Annotated in this window: 20 protein-coding genes; 8 read left to right on the plus strand and 12 right to left on the minus strand. The window is 70.6% G+C overall.

Going from position 1 to position 19,597, the window contains the following annotated elements:
* The first annotated feature begins 145 nt into the window (after window positions 1-145).
* Complete coding sequence (locus tag ACFU95_RS03990; protein ID WP_030049637.1) at window positions 146-592, plus strand: DUF2550 domain-containing protein; 447 nt, start codon at window positions 146-148, stop codon at window positions 590-592.
* A gap of 8 nt (window positions 593-600) precedes the next feature.
* Here ACFU95_RS03990 and ACFU95_RS03995 read toward each other — a convergent pair whose 3' ends face one another.
* The 3 genes from ACFU95_RS03995 to ACFU95_RS04005 all read right to left on the minus strand — a co-directional run bounded on the left by ACFU95_RS03995 (window position 601) and on the right by ACFU95_RS04005 (window position 4,381).
* Window positions 601-2,427 (minus strand): glycosyl hydrolase family 18 protein, encoded by a 1,827-nt coding sequence (locus tag ACFU95_RS03995; protein ID WP_383821292.1) that lies wholly within the window; start codon window positions 2,425-2,427, stop codon window positions 601-603.
* A gap of 128 nt (window positions 2,428-2,555) precedes the next feature.
* The gene (locus ACFU95_RS04000) at window positions 2,556-3,197 is read right to left on the minus strand and encodes a response regulator (protein ID WP_383821295.1); all 642 of its coding nucleotides are present in this window, start codon (window positions 3,195-3,197) and stop codon (window positions 2,556-2,558) included.
* Window positions 3,194-4,381: a sensor histidine kinase gene (locus ACFU95_RS04005; protein ID WP_383821297.1), complete on the minus strand. Its 1,188-nt coding sequence runs from the start codon at window positions 4,379-4,381 to the stop codon at window positions 3,194-3,196. The genes ACFU95_RS04000 and ACFU95_RS04005 overlap by 4 nt, the downstream gene beginning before the upstream one ends.
* A 152-nt stretch (window positions 4,382-4,533) precedes the next feature.
* Here ACFU95_RS04005 and ACFU95_RS04010 point away from each other — a divergent pair, with 152 nt between their 5' ends.
* Entirely contained in the window at window positions 4,534-5,115 is a 582-nt protein-coding gene (locus ACFU95_RS04010) for a hypothetical protein (protein ID WP_383821299.1), read from the plus strand.
* Window positions 5,116-5,140: 25 nt separating this feature from the next.
* Here the strand turns inward: ACFU95_RS04010 and ACFU95_RS04015 are convergent, their stop codons facing one another.
* Genes ACFU95_RS04015 through ACFU95_RS04025 form a run of 3 tightly spaced genes read right to left on the minus strand, consistent with a single transcriptional unit; the run spans window position 5,141 to window position 7,269 of the window.
* Window positions 5,141-5,713, minus strand: coding sequence for a cob(I)yrinic acid a,c-diamide adenosyltransferase (locus tag ACFU95_RS04015; RefSeq protein ID WP_383821302.1), 573 nt, complete (start codon window positions 5,711-5,713; stop codon window positions 5,141-5,143).
* A gap of 13 nt (window positions 5,714-5,726) precedes the next feature.
* The gene (locus ACFU95_RS04020) at window positions 5,727-6,476 is read right to left on the minus strand and encodes an ABC transporter permease (protein ID WP_383821306.1); all 750 of its coding nucleotides are present in this window, start codon (window positions 6,474-6,476) and stop codon (window positions 5,727-5,729) included.
* A 10-nt stretch (window positions 6,477-6,486) separates the two neighbouring features.
* A complete protein-coding gene (locus ACFU95_RS04025; protein WP_383821308.1) occupies window positions 6,487-7,269 on the minus strand; it encodes an ABC transporter ATP-binding protein in 783 nt (260 codons plus the stop codon).
* An 80-nt stretch (window positions 7,270-7,349) separates the two neighbouring features.
* Here ACFU95_RS04025 and ACFU95_RS04030 point away from each other — a divergent pair, with 80 nt between their 5' ends.
* The 4 genes from ACFU95_RS04030 (at window position 7,350) to ACFU95_RS04045 (ending at window position 12,340) form a co-directional block, all read left to right on the plus strand.
* Entirely contained in the window at window positions 7,350-7,991 is a 642-nt protein-coding gene (locus tag ACFU95_RS04030; protein WP_383821311.1) for a TetR/AcrR family transcriptional regulator, read from the plus strand.
* 137 nt (window positions 7,992-8,128) lie between these two features.
* Window positions 8,129-8,977 (plus strand): 3-hydroxyacyl-CoA dehydrogenase family protein, encoded by an 849-nt coding sequence (locus ACFU95_RS04035; RefSeq protein ID WP_383821314.1) that lies wholly within the window; start codon window positions 8,129-8,131, stop codon window positions 8,975-8,977.
* 206 nt (window positions 8,978-9,183) lie between these two features.
* Complete coding sequence (locus ACFU95_RS04040) at window positions 9,184-9,507, plus strand: STAS domain-containing protein (protein WP_030046661.1); 324 nt, start codon at window positions 9,184-9,186, stop codon at window positions 9,505-9,507.
* Between the two features lie 262 nt (window positions 9,508-9,769).
* A complete protein-coding gene (locus ACFU95_RS04045) occupies window positions 9,770-12,340 on the plus strand; it encodes an ATP-binding protein (RefSeq protein ID WP_383821318.1) in 2,571 nt (856 codons plus the stop codon).
* Between the two features lie 90 nt (window positions 12,341-12,430).
* On the opposite strand, the gene nucS is transcribed toward ACFU95_RS04045, so the two are convergent.
* Complete coding sequence (gene nucS, locus ACFU95_RS04050) at window positions 12,431-13,102, minus strand: endonuclease NucS (RefSeq protein ID WP_383821319.1); 672 nt, start codon at window positions 13,100-13,102, stop codon at window positions 12,431-12,433.
* A gap of 274 nt (window positions 13,103-13,376) precedes the next feature.
* Between nucS and ACFU95_RS04055 the strand changes: the two genes are divergently transcribed.
* Entirely contained in the window at window positions 13,377-13,769 is a 393-nt protein-coding gene (locus tag ACFU95_RS04055; protein WP_030046665.1) for an SCO5389 family protein, read from the plus strand.
* 102 nt (window positions 13,770-13,871) lie between these two features.
* Here ACFU95_RS04055 and ACFU95_RS04060 read toward each other — a convergent pair whose 3' ends face one another.
* Entirely contained in the window at window positions 13,872-14,900 is a 1,029-nt protein-coding gene (locus tag ACFU95_RS04060; RefSeq protein ID WP_383821323.1) for an LLM class flavin-dependent oxidoreductase, read from the minus strand.
* 223 nt (window positions 14,901-15,123) lie between these two features.
* Here ACFU95_RS04060 and ACFU95_RS04065 point away from each other — a divergent pair, with 223 nt between their 5' ends.
* A complete protein-coding gene (locus ACFU95_RS04065) occupies window positions 15,124-15,456 on the plus strand; it encodes an ATP/GTP-binding protein (protein WP_383821326.1) in 333 nt (110 codons plus the stop codon).
* 28 nt (window positions 15,457-15,484) lie between these two features.
* On the opposite strand, the gene ACFU95_RS04070 is transcribed toward ACFU95_RS04065, so the two are convergent.
* The 4 genes from ACFU95_RS04070 to ACFU95_RS04085 form a co-directional block, all read right to left on the minus strand.
* Window positions 15,485-16,354 carry an ABC transporter permease subunit gene (locus tag ACFU95_RS04070; protein WP_383821328.1) on the minus strand — a complete coding sequence of 290 codons (870 nt, stop codon included), beginning with the start codon at window positions 16,352-16,354 and terminating at the stop codon, window positions 15,485-15,487.
* Entirely contained in the window at window positions 16,351-17,604 is a 1,254-nt protein-coding gene (locus ACFU95_RS04075) for an ABC transporter ATP-binding protein (RefSeq protein WP_383821331.1), read from the minus strand. The genes ACFU95_RS04070 and ACFU95_RS04075 overlap by 4 nt, the downstream gene beginning before the upstream one ends.
* 174 nt (window positions 17,605-17,778) lie before the next feature.
* Window positions 17,779-18,549 carry an ABC transporter permease gene (locus tag ACFU95_RS04080; protein ID WP_383821334.1) on the minus strand — a complete coding sequence of 257 codons (771 nt, stop codon included), beginning with the start codon at window positions 18,547-18,549 and terminating at the stop codon, window positions 17,779-17,781.
* A gap of 2 nt (window positions 18,550-18,551) precedes the next feature.
* Entirely contained in the window at window positions 18,552-19,526 is a 975-nt protein-coding gene (locus ACFU95_RS04085; protein WP_383821336.1) for an ABC transporter ATP-binding protein, read from the minus strand.
* Between the last annotated feature and the right edge of the window lie 71 nt (window positions 19,527-19,597).

Genomic DNA, 19,597 nt, shown 5'->3' on the forward strand with positions numbered 1-19,597 from the left:
CGGGCCCCTTAGGCTCTGGGGGAGCGCACGCGATGACGTCACTCAGCCGCGGCTGGGACCGGAGCAATCCGGTGCCGGTCGCGGCTGAGGCAGATATGGAAGTTTTTTCCGTTCCGTTACCTAGGAGACGAGGAGGTCGGTGTCGATGGTCCTCGCTCTGACTGTGTGCGGAATCGTCGTCGCCCTCGTGGTGCTGGGATTGTTCGTCTTCGGCCTGCGCCGCAGACTCATCCAGCGCTCGGGCGGCACCTTCGACTGTTCCCTGCGCTGGGACCTGCCGGAGAAACCCGACCCCAACGGCAAGGGCTGGAGCTACGGCGTCGCCCGCTACAACGGCGACCGCATCGAGTGGTACCGCGTCTTCTCCTACGCCTACCGCCCGCGCCGCATCCTGGAGCGTTCCGCCATCGAGGTGGCCGGCCGCCGGGTTCCCGACGGCGAGGAGGAGCTGGCGCTGCTCTCCGACGCGGTGATCCTCACCTGTCTGCACCGGGGCACGCGCCTCGAACTCGCCATGAGCGAAGACGCGCTGACCGGTTTCCTCGCGTGGCTTGAGGCAGCCCCGCCCGGTCAGCGCGTCAATGTCGCTTAGTTCTCAGGTCAGTCGAGCCCGTTGTTGATGGCGGTCACCAGCTCACCGCCCGCGGTGTCGCCGCTGAACTCCCAGAAGAACGCGCCGCCCAGGCCCTGGTTCTTGGCCCAGGTCATCTTCCCGGCGATCGTCGACGGGGTGTCGTAGGACCACCAGTTGGTGCCGCAGTGCGCGTACGCCGTGCCGGCGATGGTGCCGTTCGCCGGGCAGGAGTTCTTCAGGACCTTGTAGTCCTCGATGCCCGCTTCGTAGGTGCCGGGTGCCGCGCCGGTCGCCGAGCCGCCCGGGGCGGACTGGGTGACGCCGGTCCAGCCGCGGCCGTAGAAGCCGATGCCGAGCAGGAGCTTGGCGGACGGTACGCCCTTGGACCTGAGCTTGGCGATGGCGTCGGCGGAGTTGAAGCCGGCCTGGGGGATACCGGCGTACGAGGTGAGCGGCGAGTGCGGGGCGGTCGGGCCGTCCGCGTCGAAGGCGCCGAAGTAGTCGTACGTCATCACGTTGTACCAGTCGAGGTACTGGGCGGCGCCGCCGTAGTCGGCTGCGTCGATCTTGCCGCCGGAGGAGCCGTCGGCGGTGATGGCCGCGGTGACCAGGTAGTTCGAGCCGAATTCCGTGCGCAGCGCGGACATCAGGGTCCTGAAGGCCGCGGGGCCGGAGGTGTCGCAGGTCAGGCCGCAGGCGTTGGGGTACTCCCAGTCGATGTCGATGCCGTCGAAGACGTCGGCCCAGCGCGGGTCCTCGACCACGGCCTTGCAGGACTTGGCGAACGCGGCGGCGTTGGCCGCGGCCTGGCCGAAGCCGCCGGAGTAGGTCCAGCCGCCGAAGGAGTACAGCACCTTGATGTGCGGGTACTTGGCCTTCAGCTGGCGCAGCTGGTTGAAGTTGCCGCGCAGGGGCTGGTCCCAGGTGTCGGCGGTGCCGCTGACGGACTGGTCGGCGGTGTAGGCCTTGTCGTAGGCGGCGTAGGTGTCGTCGACGGTGCACTGGCCGTTCTTGACGTTGCCGAACGCGTAGTTGATGTGCGTGATCTTCGAGGCGGATCCCGACGTCACCAGGTTCTTGACGTGGTAGTTGCGGCCGTAGACGCCCCACTCGGTGAAGTAGCCGAGTTTGACCTTGTCGCCGGTGGGCGGCGGGTCGGTGGTGCCGCCGGTGGTGCGCACCGCGCGGGCGCCGCTGACCGGGCCGGTCTGGTCGGCGGTGTCGCGGGCCTGGACGGTGTAGGAGTAGTCGGTGCCGGCGGCCAGGCCGGTGTCGGAGTACGACGTCGTGGTCACGGTGGCGACCTTGGCGCCGTCGCGCAGGACGTCGTAGTTCTTGATGCCCTTGTCGTCGGTGGCGGCGTTCCAGGACAGCTTCACCGAGGTGTTGGTGATGTCGGAGGCGCTCGGCGTGCCCGGGGCGCTGGGTGCGTTGTCGCCGGGTTCGGTGGTGCCGCCGTCGCAACTGCCGCCGTTCAGCTTGCAGTTGGCGGGGGAGCCGGAGCCGGAGCCGTTGAAGCCGAAGCTGACGGAGGCGCCGGGGGCGAGGGTGCCGTTCCAGGACTTGTTCTTCGCGGTCCAGTGGGTGCCGGAGGAGGTGACGTCGGCGTCCCAGGCGGAGGTGACGGACGTGCCGGAGGGGAAGTCCCACTCGACCGTCCAGGAGCTGAGGGAGGTCGAGCCGGTGTTCTTCACCGTCCACTTGCCCTCGAAGCCGGAGCCCCAGTCCTGGGACTTGACGTAGGTGGCGGTGGCGGATGTCGCGGCCTCGGCGGGGCTCGCGAGGCCGACCAGGCCGGCCAGCGGGAGCAACAGGCTCGCGAACCCTGCCGCGACTCTGTGTCTGAAGCGCATGCTGCGCCTCCTCGGGGAGTTGGGGGCGTGACTGAGCCTTCACGCCCACGGTGCCGCGAGAATAGAAAGGTCTGGACCACGGGTCAATAGGTCTGGACCACTCTGGTGTGCGGCCGCTCCCTGAACCCCTAGACGCCCAACTCCTGCGCCAGTACGGCCGCTTGCACCCGGCTGCGCAGTTCGAGCTTCCCCAGCAGCCGACTGACATGGGTCTTCACCGTGGCCTCGGCCATGTCGAGACGGGTCGCGATGTCGGCGTTCGACAGCCCTTCACCGAGACAGGACAACACCTCGCGCTCGCGCCGGGTGAGCGCGTCGAGGACGGACGGGTCGGCCGTGGGCTCGCGTACGGGCTTCGCGGCGAACTCGGCGATCAGGCGCCGGGTGACGGCCGGGGCGATGAGGCCCTCACCGCGCGCCACCGTGCGCACCGCCGCCAGCAGGTCCTTGGCCTCGGTGTTCTTGAGCAGGAAGCCGGACGCGCCCGCCCGCAGGGCCCCGAACACATACTCGTCGAGGTCGAAGGTGGTCAGCACGAGGACGTCGGCCGACCCCTCGGCGACGACCTGCCGTGTCGCCGACACCCCGTCCAGGCGGGGCATCTGTACGTCCATCAGCACCAGGTCCGGCCGCAGCTCGCGCGCCATGGCCACCGCCTGCTCGCCGTCCGCCGCCTCGCCGACCACCTCGATGTCGGGCGCGCTGCGCAGGATGAGGACGAGCCCGGCGCGGACGGCGGACTGGTCCTCGGCGACGAGGACACGGATCATGCGAGGTCTCCTTCGGTCAGCGGAAGCGTGGCGTGTACGACCCAGATCTTGCCGTCCGCGGAGTCCGGGTCGCGGGCGGGACCGGCCTCGAACGCGCCGCCCAGCAGTGCGACCCGCTCCCGCATGCCGACGAGTCCGGCGCCGGAGCCGGGCGCGCGCGGCCCGTCACGGTCGCCGAACGGGCTGGTCACGGTCACGGTGAGGGAGCCGTCCCGCTGACCGAGGACGACTGTGACCCGGCCGGGGGAGGCGTGCTTGAGGGCGTTGGTCAGGGCCTCCTGGACGATGCGGTAGGCGGCGAGCTCGACGGGGGTGGGGACGCTGCCGGGCTCCGCGTCGAGGTGGACGTCGAGGCCGTTGGTGCGGGCGCCCTCGACCAGCGCGTCGAGGCCGTCGAGCGTGGGTGCGGCGACCGGCTCGGTGTCGCCGCCGGCGTCACGCAGGATGCCGATGAGCCGGCGCATCTCGGCGAGTCCTTCGACGCTGTTCTCACGGATGACCGTGAGGGCCTCCTGGGAGGTCTTCGGGTCGTCGAGGGAGAGCGCGGCCGTGGAATGGATGGCGATGGCTGAGAGGTGGTTGGCGACCATGTCGTGCAACTCGCGTGCCATGCGGGCGCGTTCCGACGTCACGGCCTGGGCACGGTCCGTCTCGGCCAGCAGCGCGGTCTGTTCGGCGCGCAGGCGGGCGGCTTCGGCGGCGTCGCGGTGGTTGCGGACGATCCAGCCGGTGGCGGCGGGCGCGTACGCCACGATGCCGACGACCACGCCGATCAGCAGCGCCTCCGGGACGCGCCACACCGCGAACGGCACCAGCGTCCCGGCCACCGTGAGCAGACCGGTGATCCACTGGATGCGGCGGGCCGAGGCGAGCGGGCCGTACAGCACGGCCGCGTAGACGAGGTCGGTGAACATCAGGACCGTGGCCAGGCTGCCCTGGGTCAGGACGTCCGCGCAGATCGCGGGCGTGCCGATCAGCAGGGCGGCGCGGGGGGCCGCCCGGCGCAGCAGCTCGCAGCCGGCCATCACGGTGAGCGGTACCAGGATCGGCCAGGGGCCGTCGAAGAGCGTGATCGGGTCCTTGGCGGTCCGCGTGGCCAGACCGATGGCCACCAGCAGCAGGCCGCCGAGCAGCCCGCCGATGGCGATGTACACGTCGAAACGGTGCGGGCGGGGGAGGGCCATGACTCCATCCAACACGCTGCCCGCGGCCGGTGCCTGATGCGGGGGGAGGGTCCTGGACTGCATCTTTCGATGTACGGCGGTTTCGTCACCGCCGACGACGAAAGGGGCCGTGCCCGCCGGGAGCCTGGAAGGGTGACCGAAGGGAGCATGTTGTGATCGTCGCCCTCATCATCGCCTGCGAGGTGGGCTTCTGGGTGCTGCTGGCCCTGGGCCTGTCCGTCCGCTACCTGCTGAAGTGGCGCCGTACGAGCGTCGTGCTGCTGCTGTGCGAGCCGGTGCTGGAGCTGGTTCTGTTCGTCGCGACGGCGATCGACCTGAAGAACGGCGCCGAGCCGGGCTGGGAGCACGGTCTGGCCGCCCTCTACATCGGCTACACCGTCGCCTTCGGCCACTACACGATCCGCTGGCTCGACGGCCACGCCGCCCACCGCCTGGCCGACGGCCCGCCCCCGCACAAGCCGCCCCGCTACGGCCGCGCCCGCGCCCGCCACGAGGCCAGGCTGTGGCTGCGGGCCGTGGGCGGGGGAGCGGTGGCCCTGGCCCTGCTCCAGCTCGCGGTCTGGTACGTCGGCGACTCGGGCGACATCAGCTCTCTGCGCACCTTCCAGTGGGTGGCGATCCGCACGGTCGGCATCTACGGCCTCATCGCCCTCGGCTACTGGATCTGGCCGAAGCAGCCGAAGCCCGCGCCCGCCGACCGCGTGGCCGCGCCGAAGGAGCGGGCCCGGAGCTAGGCGCCTGCCCCGGGGCGGGGAGCGGCTAGCGCTCCCCGCCCGGCACCCACAGCACGTCCCCGACCTCCTTGTTCGCCGTCCTCGCCAGGATGAACAGGAGGTCGGAGAGGCGGTTGAGGTAGGTCGCCGTCAACGGGTTCATCAGCTCGACGTGGACCTCCAGCGCCGCCCATGTGGAGCGCTCGGCCCGACGGACCACCGTGCAGGCCTGGTGCAGCAGGGCCGCGCCCGGGGTGCCGCCGGGCAGGATGAAGGAGCGGAGCTTCTCCAGCTGCCCGTTGAAGTGGTCGCAGTCCGCCTCCAGCTTGTCGATGTAGAACTGCTCGACCCGCAGCGGCGGGAACTCCGGGTTCTCCACCACCGGAGTCGACAGGTCCGCGCCCACGTCGAACAGGTCGTTCTGTACCCGGGTGAGGACCTTGACGATCTCCTCGTCGAGCCCGCCCAGCGCGATCGCCGTGCCGACCACCGCGTTCGCCTCGTTGGCGTCGGCGTACGCCGAGATCCGCGGATCGGTCTTGGCGACCCGGCTCATGTCGCCGAGGGCGGTGGTGCCCTGGTCGCCGGTCCTGGTGTAGATGCGCGTCAGATTGACCATGTGACCAGCGTAGTTACGCTCCGGCGGTTCGGAACACGCGTGTGCCGACTGTCACGGCCAGTGCGGTGAAGGCGAGCGCGACCAGACCGCCGTACAGCATGTGCGCCGTGGCGTACGAGCCGACGTAGGCGTCCCGCACCGCGTCCACCAGATAGCGGAACGGTACGAAGTGGGACAGCACGTCCAGCCACGTCGGCCCCAGCGTCATCGGCAGCATCAGACCCGACAGCAGCATCATCGGCATCGTCATGGCGTTGATCGCCGGGCCGAACTCCTGCGGGGTGCCGACCTTCATGGCCAGCGCGTACGACAGCGAGGCCAGCGACACCGTCAGCAGTGCGACGAACGCGAAGCCGATCAGCACCCCGGGCAGGGGAGCGCGCAGTCCCATCACCAGCGCCGCCAGCACCAGCAGCACCGCCTGGAAGACGAACACGGTGGCGTCGCGCAGCACCCGGCCCAGCAGCAGCGCCAGGCGGCTGACGGGCGTCACCCGCATGCGTTCCACCACGCCGTGGCTCTTCTCGATGATGATCGCGAACCCGGCGAACGACGCCCCGAACAACCCGAGTTGGAGCAGCAGTCCGGGCACCAGCACCTGCCACGAGCTGCCGTGCCCGCCGAGCGGCAGGCCGGTGAGCAGCGGGCCGAAGAAGAGCAGGTACAGCAGCGGCATCAGGACGCCGAAGAGCAGAGCGAAGCGGGAGCGCAGGGACTGGCGGAGATAGCGGCCGTAGATGAGGGCCGTGTCCTGAAAGAGCATCGGTGGGGTCCTATACGGCTACGGGGGCGGCGTCGGCCGACGTGGCGCCGCGGCCGGTGATGGCGAGGAACGTGTCCTGGAGCGAGGCGTCGATCGAGCCGCCGTACTCCAGCTTCAGGGCGCTCGGCGTGCCCTGGGCGACGACCACGCCCCGGTCGACGACGACCAGGCGGTCGGCGAGGGCGTCGGCCTCGTCGAGGTAGTGGGTGGTCAGGAAGACCGTCGTGCCCTGCTCGTCGCGCAGCCGCCGGACCAGGTCCCACAGGTCGGCCCGGCTGCCGGGGTCGAGGCCGGTCGTCGGCTCGTCGAGGAACAGCACCTTCGGGCGGTGCGTGAGCGCCATCGCGATGTCGAGGCGCCGCCGCTGCCCGCCGGAGAGGGCGCCGGCCTTGCGGTCGAGGAAGTCGGTGAGACCCAGGTCGCGGGCCAACTCCCGGGCGCGCTCGGCCGCCTGCGCCTTCGTCAGGCGGTACAGGCGGCCCTGGGTGACGAGCTCCTCCCGCACGGTGATCTGCGGATCGACGCCGCCCGACTGGGCGACGTAACCGCACGCCCGCCGCACCCCGGCCGGATCGCCGGCCAGGTCGCGGCCCGCGACCGTGGCCGCGCCGCCGGTCGGGGCGAGCAGCGTCGTCAGCATGCGCAGGGTCGTCGTCTTGCCCGCCCCGTTCGGCCCCAGGAAGCCGAGGATCTCGCCCTCGCGGACGGTCAGGTCGATGCCGCGCACGGCGTCCACGGGGCCGAGCTTGGTCTGGAAGGTACGGGCCAGTCCGGCCGTACTGATGATGGGCATGGCTCCAGAAAAACAGAGTCTCTTAAATTTTGCAATGACCCCAAAGTTTCAGCGGCCCCAGCGAAGCTAGGATGGGGAGCATGGCTGAAGGGCTCAGGGAGCGGAAGAAGCGCGAGACGAGGCAGCGGATCTCGGACATCGCCACCGGGCTGTTCCTGGAGCACGGCTTCGTGACGGTGACCATCGCGGAGGTGGCGGAGGCGGCCGACGTCTCGGTCAACACCGTCTACAACTACTTCCCGGCGAAGGAGGACCTCTTCTTCGACCGTGCCGCGGGCATCGTCGAGCAGCTCTCGCGCTGGGTGCGCGGCCGGGACGCCGGGGAGTCGGCCGCCCGCGCCGTACTGCGCGAGCTGCGCGCCGAGACCGAGGCCGTCTCACCCCGGCTCGGTCTCATGGCGGGCTACGACCGTTTCATGCGCGTCATCCACGAGGCGCCGCCGCTGCGCTCCCGGCTGTGGAGTCTCCAGCAGGAGATCCACGACCACCTCGAAGCCACCCTGCGCGAGGAGGCCGGCGCGTCCGGCGGCGACCCCCTCCCGGGCCTGATCGCGGGTCAGATCGCCTGGTGCCATCAGACGGTCTTCGTGGCCGTCGGCCGCGAGATGCTCAAGGGGCGCAATCCGGACGAAGTGTCACGCGAGATGCTCGTACTTCTCGACGACATCGAGGAGCTGTTGGGCGAGAAGGTGCTCAACTACGCCGTCCGAGGCGTGGAATGACCCGTGCCGGTGTGATGTCCGTCAGATGAGACGTGACTCGCGTTACTAACCGGTCACACAGTCCCTCACGAGCGCTAAGGTCCGCCGAAGAGGCAACCTAAACAGGGTGTAAGGCGTTTCAAAGGGGAGTCGCAACAGTGGCACGGAAGCTTGCCGTCATCGGCGCCGGCTTGATGGGTTCCGGGATCGCCCAGGTCTCCGCTCAGGCGGGGTGGGACGTCGTCCTCAGGGACGTCACCGACGAGGCTCTCAAGCGTGGCACCGACGGCATCAAGGCGTCGTACGACAAGTTCGTCGGCAAGGGCAGGCTGGAGGCGCACGACGCCGACGCCGCCCTCGCCCGTATCACCGCGACCACCGATCTGGACGCCGTCGCCGACGCGGATGTCGTGGTCGAGGCCGTCTTCGAGAAGCTCGAGGTCAAGCACGAGATCTTCCGCGCGCTCGACAAGATCGTGCGGGACGACGCCGTCCTCGCCTCCAACACCTCCGCCATCCCGATCACCAAGATCGCGGCGGCCACCGCGCATCCCGAGCGGGTCGTCGGTGTCCACTTCTTCTCGCCCGTGCCGATGATGCAGCTGTGCGAGCTGGTCCGCGGCTACAAGACGAGCGACGAAACCCTCGCCACCGCACGGGAGTTCGCCGAGTCCGTCGGCAAGACCTGCATCGTCGTCAACCGGGATGTCGCCGGCTTCGTGACGACCCGTCTCATCTCGGCCCTCGTCGTCGAGGCCGCCAAGCTGTACGAGTCGGGCGTCGCCACCGCCGAGGACATCGACCTCGCCTGCAAGCTGGGCTTCGGGCACGCCATGGGTCCCCTCGCCACCGCGGACCTCACCGGTGTCGACATCCTGCTGCACGCCACCAGCAACATCTACACCGAGTCCCAGGACGAGAAGTTCGCCCCGCCGGAGCTGATGCGCCGGATGGTGGACGCAGGTGACATCGGCCGTAAGAGCGGGCAAGGCTTTTACAGCTACTGAGGTTTCGTAGACCCCCGCACAGCCCCCGCGCCCATCACGCGATGGGGTGAATTCGGTATCGGTTCGCTTACAGACGGCAACCTCTGGCCGCTCAACGCAGTCAGAGGTTGCATCACCCGCCACAGCGAAGACTCATAGCAAGCACAGACACAGGCACAAGCACAGGCAACGCACCGCGGAGCACTACGCACGCTTGGGGAGCGCATATGCACATCAGGGGCGACCACGCCGAACTGGTCGTCGGGGGCGTCCTCGACGTCCGCAGCGCGGCGGACGCCCGTACTGTCCTGCACTCGGCCGTCGACGACGGAGTCGGCGATCTGGTGCTCGACCTGTCCGAGCTGGACTCCTGGGACGCCACCGGACTCGGGGTGATCATGGGGGCCCACCGGCGGGCCGGCCGCTGCGGCCGGCGCCTGGTGCTGCGCGGGGTACCGCCGCAGATGCAGCGCCTGCTGGTGGCCACCCGGCTGCACCGGATCCTGGCGATCGAGGGCGGTATCGGGGTGGAGTCCCTGCCCCGGGTGTGACACCCGGCACGGGTGGGGCGGGACAGTAGGGCGTTCCGGTAGCGAAGCGCACGTCACGCACAATCCTCACGAGACTGTGACGTCTCGGACGGCGCGGTACCCCGACCTGTCGTAGATACTGTGCAAAGGTTTAGGGTTCGGCTGCCCGCCGCCTAGACAAACCCCTTCGAGCGGGCCCGGACCAGAAGCGACAGCGCGGTGTGCAGCAAGGCCGGGAGGGGCTTGGCTCAGGCACACGACGCTTTTGGGGGGCTTGAAACCTATGGACCCGAACAACCGGGGACCCGAGGAGTACGGCCATGACGGTGACGGCCAGTCGTCGCGCCATCGCCCGCCCAGGGACCCCCTCACACCCGATTTCGGACAGCACTCGCCCGCACTCGCCCGGACCGTGCAGCTGGTCTCGGGCGACTTCCTGCTCACCGTCAACCCCGTCGACGGCAGCGAGATCGAGGTCTGCCCGCCGGCGGAGCGGCCGTCGCGGCCCGAGAGGCTGACCCCGGCCGAACGCGCCGAGGTCGACCGCGCCGCGAAGCCGCCCGTCCCACCCGGGCCGGCCCGTCCCGCCGAGCCGCTGCTCACCCGCCAGGACGAGCGCGAACAGCTGGTCCGCATGCTCGCCCGCGGACGCTCCGTACGCCTGGTGGGCTCCGCCGGCGCCGGTCGCACCAGCCTCCTCGACCTCGTCGCCGAGGACTGCGCGGACCTCGCCCCCGACGGCGTGGTCCGGCTCACCGGCTTCCACCGCACGCCCGCGGACCTCCTGTACGACCTCTTCTACGCCGTCTACAGCGCACCCCTGCACCGCCCGGATCAGGACGACCTGCTCGCCTTCGTGCGGGAGATCGGCGCGGTCGTCGTCGTGGACGACCTCGAGTTCGGCGGCGCCGCGCTCGACGAGCTGCTGGACGCGACCCCCGAGTGCGCGTTCCTGCTCGGCGCCACGCCCGACGTGCCCGTGCCGTCCGTCGAGTCCGGCATCGAGGAGGTCGCCCTCGGCGGCCTCGACCGTGCCGCGAGCGTGGAGCTCCTGGAGCGCCAGGTCGGCCGGGTCCTCACCGAGGACGAGGCGAACTGGGCGGGCGACCTGTGGTTCGAGTCGGAGGGCCTGCCGCTCAGGTTCGTCCAGGCCGGGGCCCTGCTGCGGCAGCGGGACCGGCTGCGGGCCGGCGCGGACGCAGCCGACGAGTACGGGATCTTCGAGGACACGCCGCCGGAGGACGCGGCGTACGGCGGCACCGAGGCCGGCGGCGAGGAGACACCCCTGCCGTCGCTCGGCGAGGCAGCCGGGCCCGCGCCGCTGCTCGCCTCGCGGCTCAGCGCCTCGGCCCGCGCCACCCTGAGGTTCGCCGTCGCGCTCGGCGGCGAGCTGCCGCACCAGGCGCATCTGCCCGCGCTGGTCGGGGACACCCACGCGGACGCCGCCCTGGGCGAGCTGGCCGACTGCGGGCTGGTCTCACCGGTCGGCTCCCGCTACCGGCTCGCCGCGGGCGTACGGGCCCAGCTGGCGGCCGCCGGATACGCCGAGGACGTCGGGGACAGCGCCCTGACCGCCGCGCGGCACTACGCCTGGTGGGCCGGGCACCCCTCGGTCACGCCGGAGCGCGTGTGCGCCGAGGCGGACGCCGTGCTCGCCGCGTTGGGCGCGCTCGTGCCGACCACGACGCCGCCCGCCGAGGACGAGGAGAGCCCGACCGTGCGGCTGGCCCGCACAGCGGGACCGGCGTTCGCGGCCGGGCTGCACTGGAGCGCCTGGGAGCGGGCGCTGCGGGCGGGCGCCGAGGCCGCCCGCCTGGCCGGTGAGGTCACCGAACAGGCCTACTTCCACCATGAGTTGGGCATCCTCGCGCTCTGCGGCGGCCGGCTGGACCGGGCCCGCACCGAGCTGGAGACCTCCATCGGCCTGCGTGGAGCCCTCGCCGACAAGCGCGGCACGGTCGCGGGCCGCCGCGCCCTCGCGCTGGTCGCGGACCGCTCCGGTACGACGCCGGGGCTGGTCGCGTTCGGCGCGACGGCGGGGGAGGAGGTGCCGGACGCGCGGTACGAGGAGTCCCAGTCGCCGCCCGGAGGAGTGCCGGCCGCCGCGTTCCCGCCGGCCGGGGAGGCCACGACCCTGGTCACCCACCGGGCCTCGTCGACGGCCTCGCTGTCGTCCCCGGCGCCCTCGCACAAGGGCAGTGGCGGTATCAGGGGCTTCGCACGGCGCAACCTCGTCGCGGCCGGCTCGGGCGCCCTGCTCGTGGCCGTACTCGGCACGGTGGTGACGCTCGGCGCCACGTCCGACAACAACCCCGACAACCCGGCCACCCAGGTCGGCGTGAACCCGTCCGCCAGCCAGGGCATCGGCGACGACAGCCTCGGAGCCGACAAGGCGGAGGGCGACGACGACAAGGGCACCGGGGACACGGGCACGGCCACGAGCCGCCCGACCGACCCGGGCCCCGACGGGACGTACGGCACGTCGGACGACCCGACGCCCACCGATGACGCGACGGATCCGTCGGACGACCCGAGCGGGACGCAGAAGCCCGGCGGCGGTTCGTCGAACTCGCCGTCGAAGCCACCGTCGTCGACGCCGAGGCCGCCGACCTCGCCCAGGCCGACCGAGACGGAGACCGAGGAGCCGACCGAGGAGCCCACGGAGGAGCCGACCGAGGAGCCCACCGAGGAGCCGACGGAGGACCCGACGACGCCTCCGACGGACACTCCGACGAGCTCCACCTCGGCCAGCGGCCCGGCCTCCTCCAGCCCCACGGAGACCACCAGTTCCGCGAGCGCCCCGCAGAGCACCGATGCGGGCACGCCGAGCACGGGCTCCGATTCCGTGATCTGACCCCGATTCAGGACAAGCGGAGAGACGAGAGGGCCGGGTCCATCCTCAGGACCCGGCCCTCACCGTCGTGCAACTGCCTGGAAGCGGGCGTCAGAACAGCCGCAGCTTGTCGTCCTCGATCCCGCGCATGGCGTCGTAGTCCAGCACCTGGCAGCCGATCCCGCGGTCCGTCGCGAGGACGCGGGCCTGGGGCTTGATCTCCTGGGCCGCGAAGACGCCGCGGACCGGCGCGAGGTGGGGGTCGCGGTTCAGCAGGTCCAGATAGCGGGTGAGTTGCTCCACGCCGTCGATCTCGCCGCGGCGCTTGATCTCGACCGCGACGGTCTGGCCCTCGGCGTCGCGGCACAGGATGTCGACCGGGCCGATGGCCGTCATGTACTCGCGGCGGATGAGCGTGTAGCCCTCGCCGAGGGTCTCGATGCGGTCGGCGAGGAGCTCCTGGAGGTGCGCTTCCACGCCGTCCTTGATCAGGCCGGGGTCCACGCCGAGTTCGTGGGAGGAGTCGTGGAGGATCTCCTCCATCGTGATGATGAGCTTCTCGCCCCCCTTGTTCGTGACCGTCCAGATGTCCTTCTGCTCGCCGTCACCCTCTTTCAGGGTGCAGGGCGGCGACATCCAGTTCAGGGGCTTGTAGGCCCGGTCGTCCGCGTGGATCGAGACGCTGCCGTCCGCCTTGACCAGGATCAGACGGGGCGCCGAGGGCAGGTGGGCGGTGAGCCGGCCCGCGTAGTCGACGGAGCATCGGGCAATGACGAGACGCATGGTCGGCAACGCTACTCGACGGGTCCCGGTCGACGCGATTCGCCCTGGGGGAGTCCGTATGACCCCGGACTGCCCCTGTTCATTTCTGGCCGATTGTGCGCCTGGTGTGTCCAACGGGGACCGCCCATGTACGCATTCTCCTGGTGCCGTCACCGTCTGTTGCCTACCGTATTAAACGGGAGGTCGCGACGCGTGTACACAGAGTGTTCGGTATCGCGAACTCCCCTATCTGTCAGGCAACCCCCGCTGTTGTGGGGGTGCGAGAGGAGAACCCATGTCGCTCGACGTCTCACCGGCCCTACTCGAACAGGCCGAGCGAGGCGAGGTCGACGAAGCAGCCTTCGTCGACTGCGTCCGGACCTCCCTGCCCTATGCGTGGGAGATGATCAGCTCCCTGGTGGCCCAGCTGAAGGTCGACGGCGGCTCGTTCGCCGACAACCAGACGCCCCCGCCGGACGAGCAGGCACGTGGCCAGCTGCTGCGTGCGCTTGCGAGTGACGCGATACGCGGCGCGCTGCAGCGGCACTTCGGGGTGCGACTGGCCTTCCAGAACTGCCACCGGGTGGCGGTGTTCCCGCTTGACGCCTCGGTCGACGAGACGCATGCCCGCTTCACCTCGGTGCGCAGCCAGCTGCTGAACCAGTCCCCGGAATTCAGGGACTGCTGACGCAGTAAGCCGCTTGCTTGCCGCTCCGTACGCGGGAGGTGCAATCAGTACCGGGCGGCAAGCCCCCTGGCGGTACCGGCCGTCGATCCGGGACCGGGTGATTCAGCCGAGGTGCGGCAGCACTTCGGCGCCCAGCCGTCGGACGTTCTCCTCGGTCGCCGCCAGGTCGCCCGAGCCCTCGACGAGCAGGGCGAAACGCGAGATACCGGTCCGTTCGCTGGTCGCCGCCAGGCGGTCGGCGCACAGGCGCGGGGTGCCGACCGGGTGCAGTCCGCAGAGCAGTTCGGTGTACGCCAGCGGGTCGCGCATCGCGCGATGGCGGCCGTCCACCGTCACATGGGCCTCCAGGCCCTGGCGGAGCCAGCCGGGCATCGCCTTCGTCAGCGTCTCCACCGCGTCCGTGCGCCGGTCCGCGATCTGGCAGACCCCGGCCGACACATGGGCCGCGCCGCGGATCTCGTCCGGTGACCGCCCGGCCGCACGCGCGTGCTCCCGCCACAGGGCGACCATCTCGGCCTTCTCCTCGTCGCCCACATGCATCCCGAGCAGCATCGACAGTCCGCGCTCGGCGGCCAGTCGCACGCTCTTCGGCGACGTGCACGCGACGACGACCTCGGGTCCCTCGACGTCCGTGAGGCACTCCGACGGCCTGGGCACGACCGGGACTTCGCGGAAGTCGAACTGCTCGCCGGTGGACGCGACCGAGGGCTCGCGCAGCCAGCGCAGCAGGAGGTCGAGAGATTCGGGGAACCCCTGCTCGTACGCCTTGAGACCCGAGCCGAAGACCTCCAGGTCGACCCACGGCCCGCCGCGCCCCACGCCCAGCGAGAACCGCCCGCCGGAGGCGATGTGCAGCAGCGCGGCCTGCTCTCCGAGGGCCACCGGGTGGACGGTGGGCAGCACGCTGACCGCGGTCCCGACCCGCAGCCGCCGGGTGCGGCCGAGCAGCAGGGCGGCCAGGGTGATCGCGGACGGACAGGTGCCGTACGGCACGAAGTGGTGCTCGGCCACCCAGACCGTGTCGAGCCCCGCTTCCTCGGCGACCTCGGCGGAGCGGACGGCGCGGTGCAGCGCCTCCCCCTCGCCCTGTCCCGGGAACCGGGCAGCCAACACGAAACTTCCTACGTGCATTGCCTTTTCCTGCTTCCTTGGCTCCGACGCGGAGCTCCCCCACCCGGCATAACCGTCTGACACGTGCCGAGGACACGGCTTGACGAAGAGATTTGCGGATTGACTGAAGAATCGATCGTCGGCGTGGGGGACTTGTGGGGGTTGGTGCCGTACGACTACCCCTGTCCCCGCCGCGTAGGCTGGACATGGCCCCTGCATCCTGTATAGCCCCGTGAGGTGTTCCGTGTCCCCGCGTCGCAACCGACCCAAGGGAGCCGGCTCGTCCGGACCCAGCGCCGAGGACGACCGTTCCGGCCGCTACGGCGGCTGGCAGTCCGCGGAGAGCTGGCAGGGCGAGGAGTGGAACGTACGGCATGTGGCGGGCGCCAGCGCGCAGGGCAAGGCGTACCGCTGCCCCGGCTGCGACCAGATGATCCCGGACGGCGTCCCGCACGTCGTCGCCTGGCCGGACCACGCGGGCGTCGACGACCGCCGGCACTGGCACAAGGCCTGCTGGAACGCGAAGGACCGCCGCACCACGCGGGTGCAGCGGTCCCGTAACACGCCGAAGTTCTAGGACAGGGCCCGGAGCCTGCCGGGCAGGTTCACACGTCCCGGTTCTCCAGCAGGGCGTACGCGGCGGCGAACGCGGCCGCGGTCACCACGAGCATGATCCACAGGGGGTCCCAGCCGGACGGGCCGGAGTCGCTGAGGGACTGGGAGTAGAAGACGCTGAGCTGGTTCGGGATGGAGTACTCGAACAGGGCCTGCTGCAGGTCCCGCAGCGACTCCGAGAACATGAACAGCGCGATGACCAGCGGGGCCAGCAGCACACCGATCATGATCGTGATCGCGCCCGCCGAGTGCCGGATGATCGAGCCGACGACGAGCGAGAGCAGGCCGAGCAGCGCGATGTAGAGCGAGATGCCGACCGTGCCCTTCAGCCACTCCTGGCCGCTGGGGTCCCGCGCGTCCAGCATGGACACGTCGGCGAGGGCGACGAGGAAGGCCGACGCCAGCGTCACCACGAACGCGACCGCGAAGAACACGATCGACTTCGCCGCCAGCACCCGGCCGCGGGACGGGCAGGCGGTCATCGTGGTCCGGATCATGCCGGTGCCGTACTCCGAGGCGGTGGTCAGCACGCCGAGCGTGATGATGCACATGCTGCCGAGCAGCAGCCCGAAGAAGCCGAGTGACAGTGGGTTCTCCTGGCTCAGGCTGCCGTCCGAGGAGTTGGCGGCGACCAGCGCGGCGGCCGCCAGGCCGATGCCGACGACGAGCAGCACGAACACGCCGAGCGTCCACATCGTGGAGCGCACCGAGCGGATCTTCGTCCACTCGGAGGCGAGCGCGTGCCCGAGGTGCGTGCGCACGACGGGGATCGGCGAGGTGTAGCCGGGGTACGACGAGCCGGGCGCCGCCTGCCAGTTCGGTGCGGCGGTCTGCGGCATCGGAGGCTGGGGCGTGCTCATCGGGCGTCCTCGGGCTTGGTCGGGGCGGCAGGGGCGGAGGGAGTGACGGGCGGCTGGGCCGGGGCCTGCGGCGGCGCGGCAGGGGGCTGGGCCGGGCCCTGGGGCGCCTGGGGCGCGTGCTGGGCGTACGGGTTGGACGCGTCCGCCCCCGGCGCCGCAGCGGGCGCGCCAGGGGCGCCGTACGGCCCCGGCTGGCCCTGCGGCGCGGCGAACGGCTGCCCGCCCTGCTGGGGCGGCGGCGGGGCGTACCAGCCGGGCTGGCCCTGACCCGGCACCGGCATCGGCGGCTGCGCGCCCGGCGGCAGCGGCTGCTGGAGCCCTGCCTTCTGGTCGGTCGTCGAGCGGTAGTCGACGGCACCCTGTGTCATCCGCATGTACGCCTCCTCCAGCGAGGCCTGGTGCGGCGACAGCTCCCACAGCCGTACGTCCGTGTCGTGCGCGATGTCGCTGATGCGGGGGAGCGGCAGCCCGGTCACCCGCAGCGCGCCGTCCTGCTCGGGCAGCACGTGCCCGCCCGCCTCGGCGAGCGCCGTGGACAGCTTCTCGCGCAGCTGCGGCTCGGTGTCGGGCGTACGGACCCGGGCGAAGCCGGCGGAGTTCGCCGCGATGAAGTCCTTGACGCTCATGTCGGCGAGCAGCTGACCGCGCCCGATGACGATGAGGTGGTCGGCGGTCAGCGCCATCTCGCTCATGAGGTGGGAGGAGACGAAGACGGTGCGGCCCTCGGCCGCCAGCGACTTCATCAGGTTCCGCACCCAGAGGATGCCCTCGGGGTCCAGGCCGTTGACCGGCTCGTCGAACAGCAGCACCTGCGGGTCGCCGAGCAGCGCCGCGGCGATGCCCAGCCGCTGCCCCATGCCGAGCGAGAAGCCCTTGGACCGCTTTCCGGCCACGTCCTGGAGGCCGACCACGCCCAGCACCTCGTCCACCCGCCGGGCCGGGATGCCGGACAGCTGGGCCAGGGACAGCAGGTGGTTGCGGGCGGCCCGGCCGCCGTGCACGGCCTTGGCGTCCAGCAGCGCGCCGACCTGGCGGGGGGCGTTGGGCAGCTTGCGGTACGGATAGCCGCCGATCGTGACTTGTCCCGCGGACGGGTTGTCCAGGCCGAGGATCATCCGCATCGTCGTCGACTTGCCCGAGCCGTTGGGGCCCAGGAAGCCGGTGACGGAACCGGGCCGTACCTGGAAGGACAGGTTGTACACAGCGGTCTTGTCGCCGTAGCGCTTGGTCAGGCCGACTGCCTCGATCATGCTCCGCACCCATCGAAAGGTTCAGGACAGCGGGGCACACGCCCCCCGTAAGGGTTAGGAGGATACCGAGGCGCTGACGGTTCCGCTCAAGGGCGAGTAAAACTTCGGCCGCCCACGCTCCCGACCGTGGTCAACCCCGGACATTCCGCACATACATCCCACTCGGACGTGCCGCTAGGCGTCCCGCTTCTTGAGCGTGACGTACCCGCCGACGAGTGCCGCGATCACCCACAGCGCCATGATCGCGAGCCCGCCCCAGGGGCCGTACGGTGTCTCGTCGTCGACCGGGGTGACCACCTGCATGATCTTGCTTCCGGCCTGGTCGGGCAGATACCGGCCGATCTTCTCGGTCGCCGAGACGTTGCCGAGGATGTTGGAGACCAGGAAGAAGAACGGCATCAGGATGCCCAGCGACAGCATCGGCGACCGCAGCATCGCGGCGACACCCATCGAGAACATCGCGATGAGGGTCATGTAGAGCCCGCCGCCGATCACCGCGCGCATCACCCCCGGGTCGCCGATCTCCGCCCGGTGGTAGCCGAGCATCGCCTGCCCGAGGAAGAAGGTGACGAAGCTGGTGGCCAGGCCGACGACGAGCGCGAGGCCGGTCGCCACCGCGATCTTGCTGGCCAGGAAGGTCCCGCGTTGCGGCACGGCGGCCAGCGAGGTGCGGATCATGCCGGTGCTGTACTCGTTCGAGACGACGAGCACGCCGAACACGATCAGCGCGAGCTGACCGAGACTCATCCCGGCGAAGCTGATGAAGGTCGGATCGAAGGAGAGCCTGTCCCGCTCGCTCATGTTGTCGAACTCGTTGTTCGACAGGGCCGAGATCAGCATCCCGAGCGCGATGGTGACCACCACGGCGAGAGAGAGCGTCCACACGGTGGAGGCCACGGACCGGATCTTGGTCCATTCGGAGCGGACGACCTGGGTGGCTGCCATGCTCAGCTCCTCCTCCACTCGTCGCCCCACGACTGCTGCTCCCGCAGCGGCCGCTGTTCGCGGGGCAGCGTGTCGGCGTGCGCGTGGTACTCCACCGACTCCGCGGTCAGTTGCATGAACGCCTCCTCCAGGGAGGCCTGTTGCGGGCTCAGCTCGTGCAGCACGATCCCGTGCCCCGCCGCCAGCTCCCCGATCTGCTCGGCCTTGCTGCCGTCGACCTCCAGCGTGCCGTCACCGGTCTCCACGGCCGTGGTCCCGGCGGTGTGCAGGACGTCGAGCAGCCGTTCCCGCTGCGGGGTGCGGATACGGACGTACGACCGCGAGTTGCGCTCGATGAAGTCGGCCATGGAGGTGTCGGCGAGCAGCCGTCCCTGACCGATGACCACGAGGTGGTCGGCGGTCAGGGCCATCTCGCTCATCAGGTGGGAGGAGACGAACACGGTCCGCCCCTGGGCGGCCAGGGATTTCATCAGGTTGCGGATCCAGTGGATGCCCTCGGGGTCGAGCCCGTTGACCGGCTCGTCGAACATCAGGATCCGTGGATCGCCGAGCAGCGCGCCCGCGATCCCGAGCCGCTGTCCCATGCCCATCGAGAAGCCCTTGGTCTTCTTCCTGGCGACCGCCGTCAGCCCGACCGTCTCCAGCACCTCACGCACCCGGCTCCTCGGGATGCCGTTGCTCTGTGCGAGGCACAGCAGGTGGTTGAAGGCACTGCGCCCGCCGTGCCAGGCCTTGGCCTCCAGCAGGGCCCCGATATACGTCAGCGGGTCCTTGAGCTGGTCGTAACGCCTGCCGTCGATACGGACGTGGCCGCCGGTGGGGTGATCGAGGCCCAGGACCATCCGCATGGTCGTGGACTTCCCGGCGCCGTTGGGGCCGAGGAAGCCGGTGACGACGCCCGGTCTGACGGTGAAGGTGAGGTTGTTGACCGCCACCTTGTCGCCGTACCGCTTGGTCAGCCCCTCAAGCTCGATCATGCGGCCCACGCTAAAACGGGACAAAGCCCTCTGCCACCCCAGTGGCAGAGGGCTTTGCCGAAATTCAGCAG

The organism is Streptomyces sp. NPDC057623 (assembly GCF_042800355.1).
In the GTDB taxonomy this organism is placed as follows: domain Bacteria; phylum Actinomycetota; class Actinomycetes; order Streptomycetales; family Streptomycetaceae; genus Streptomyces.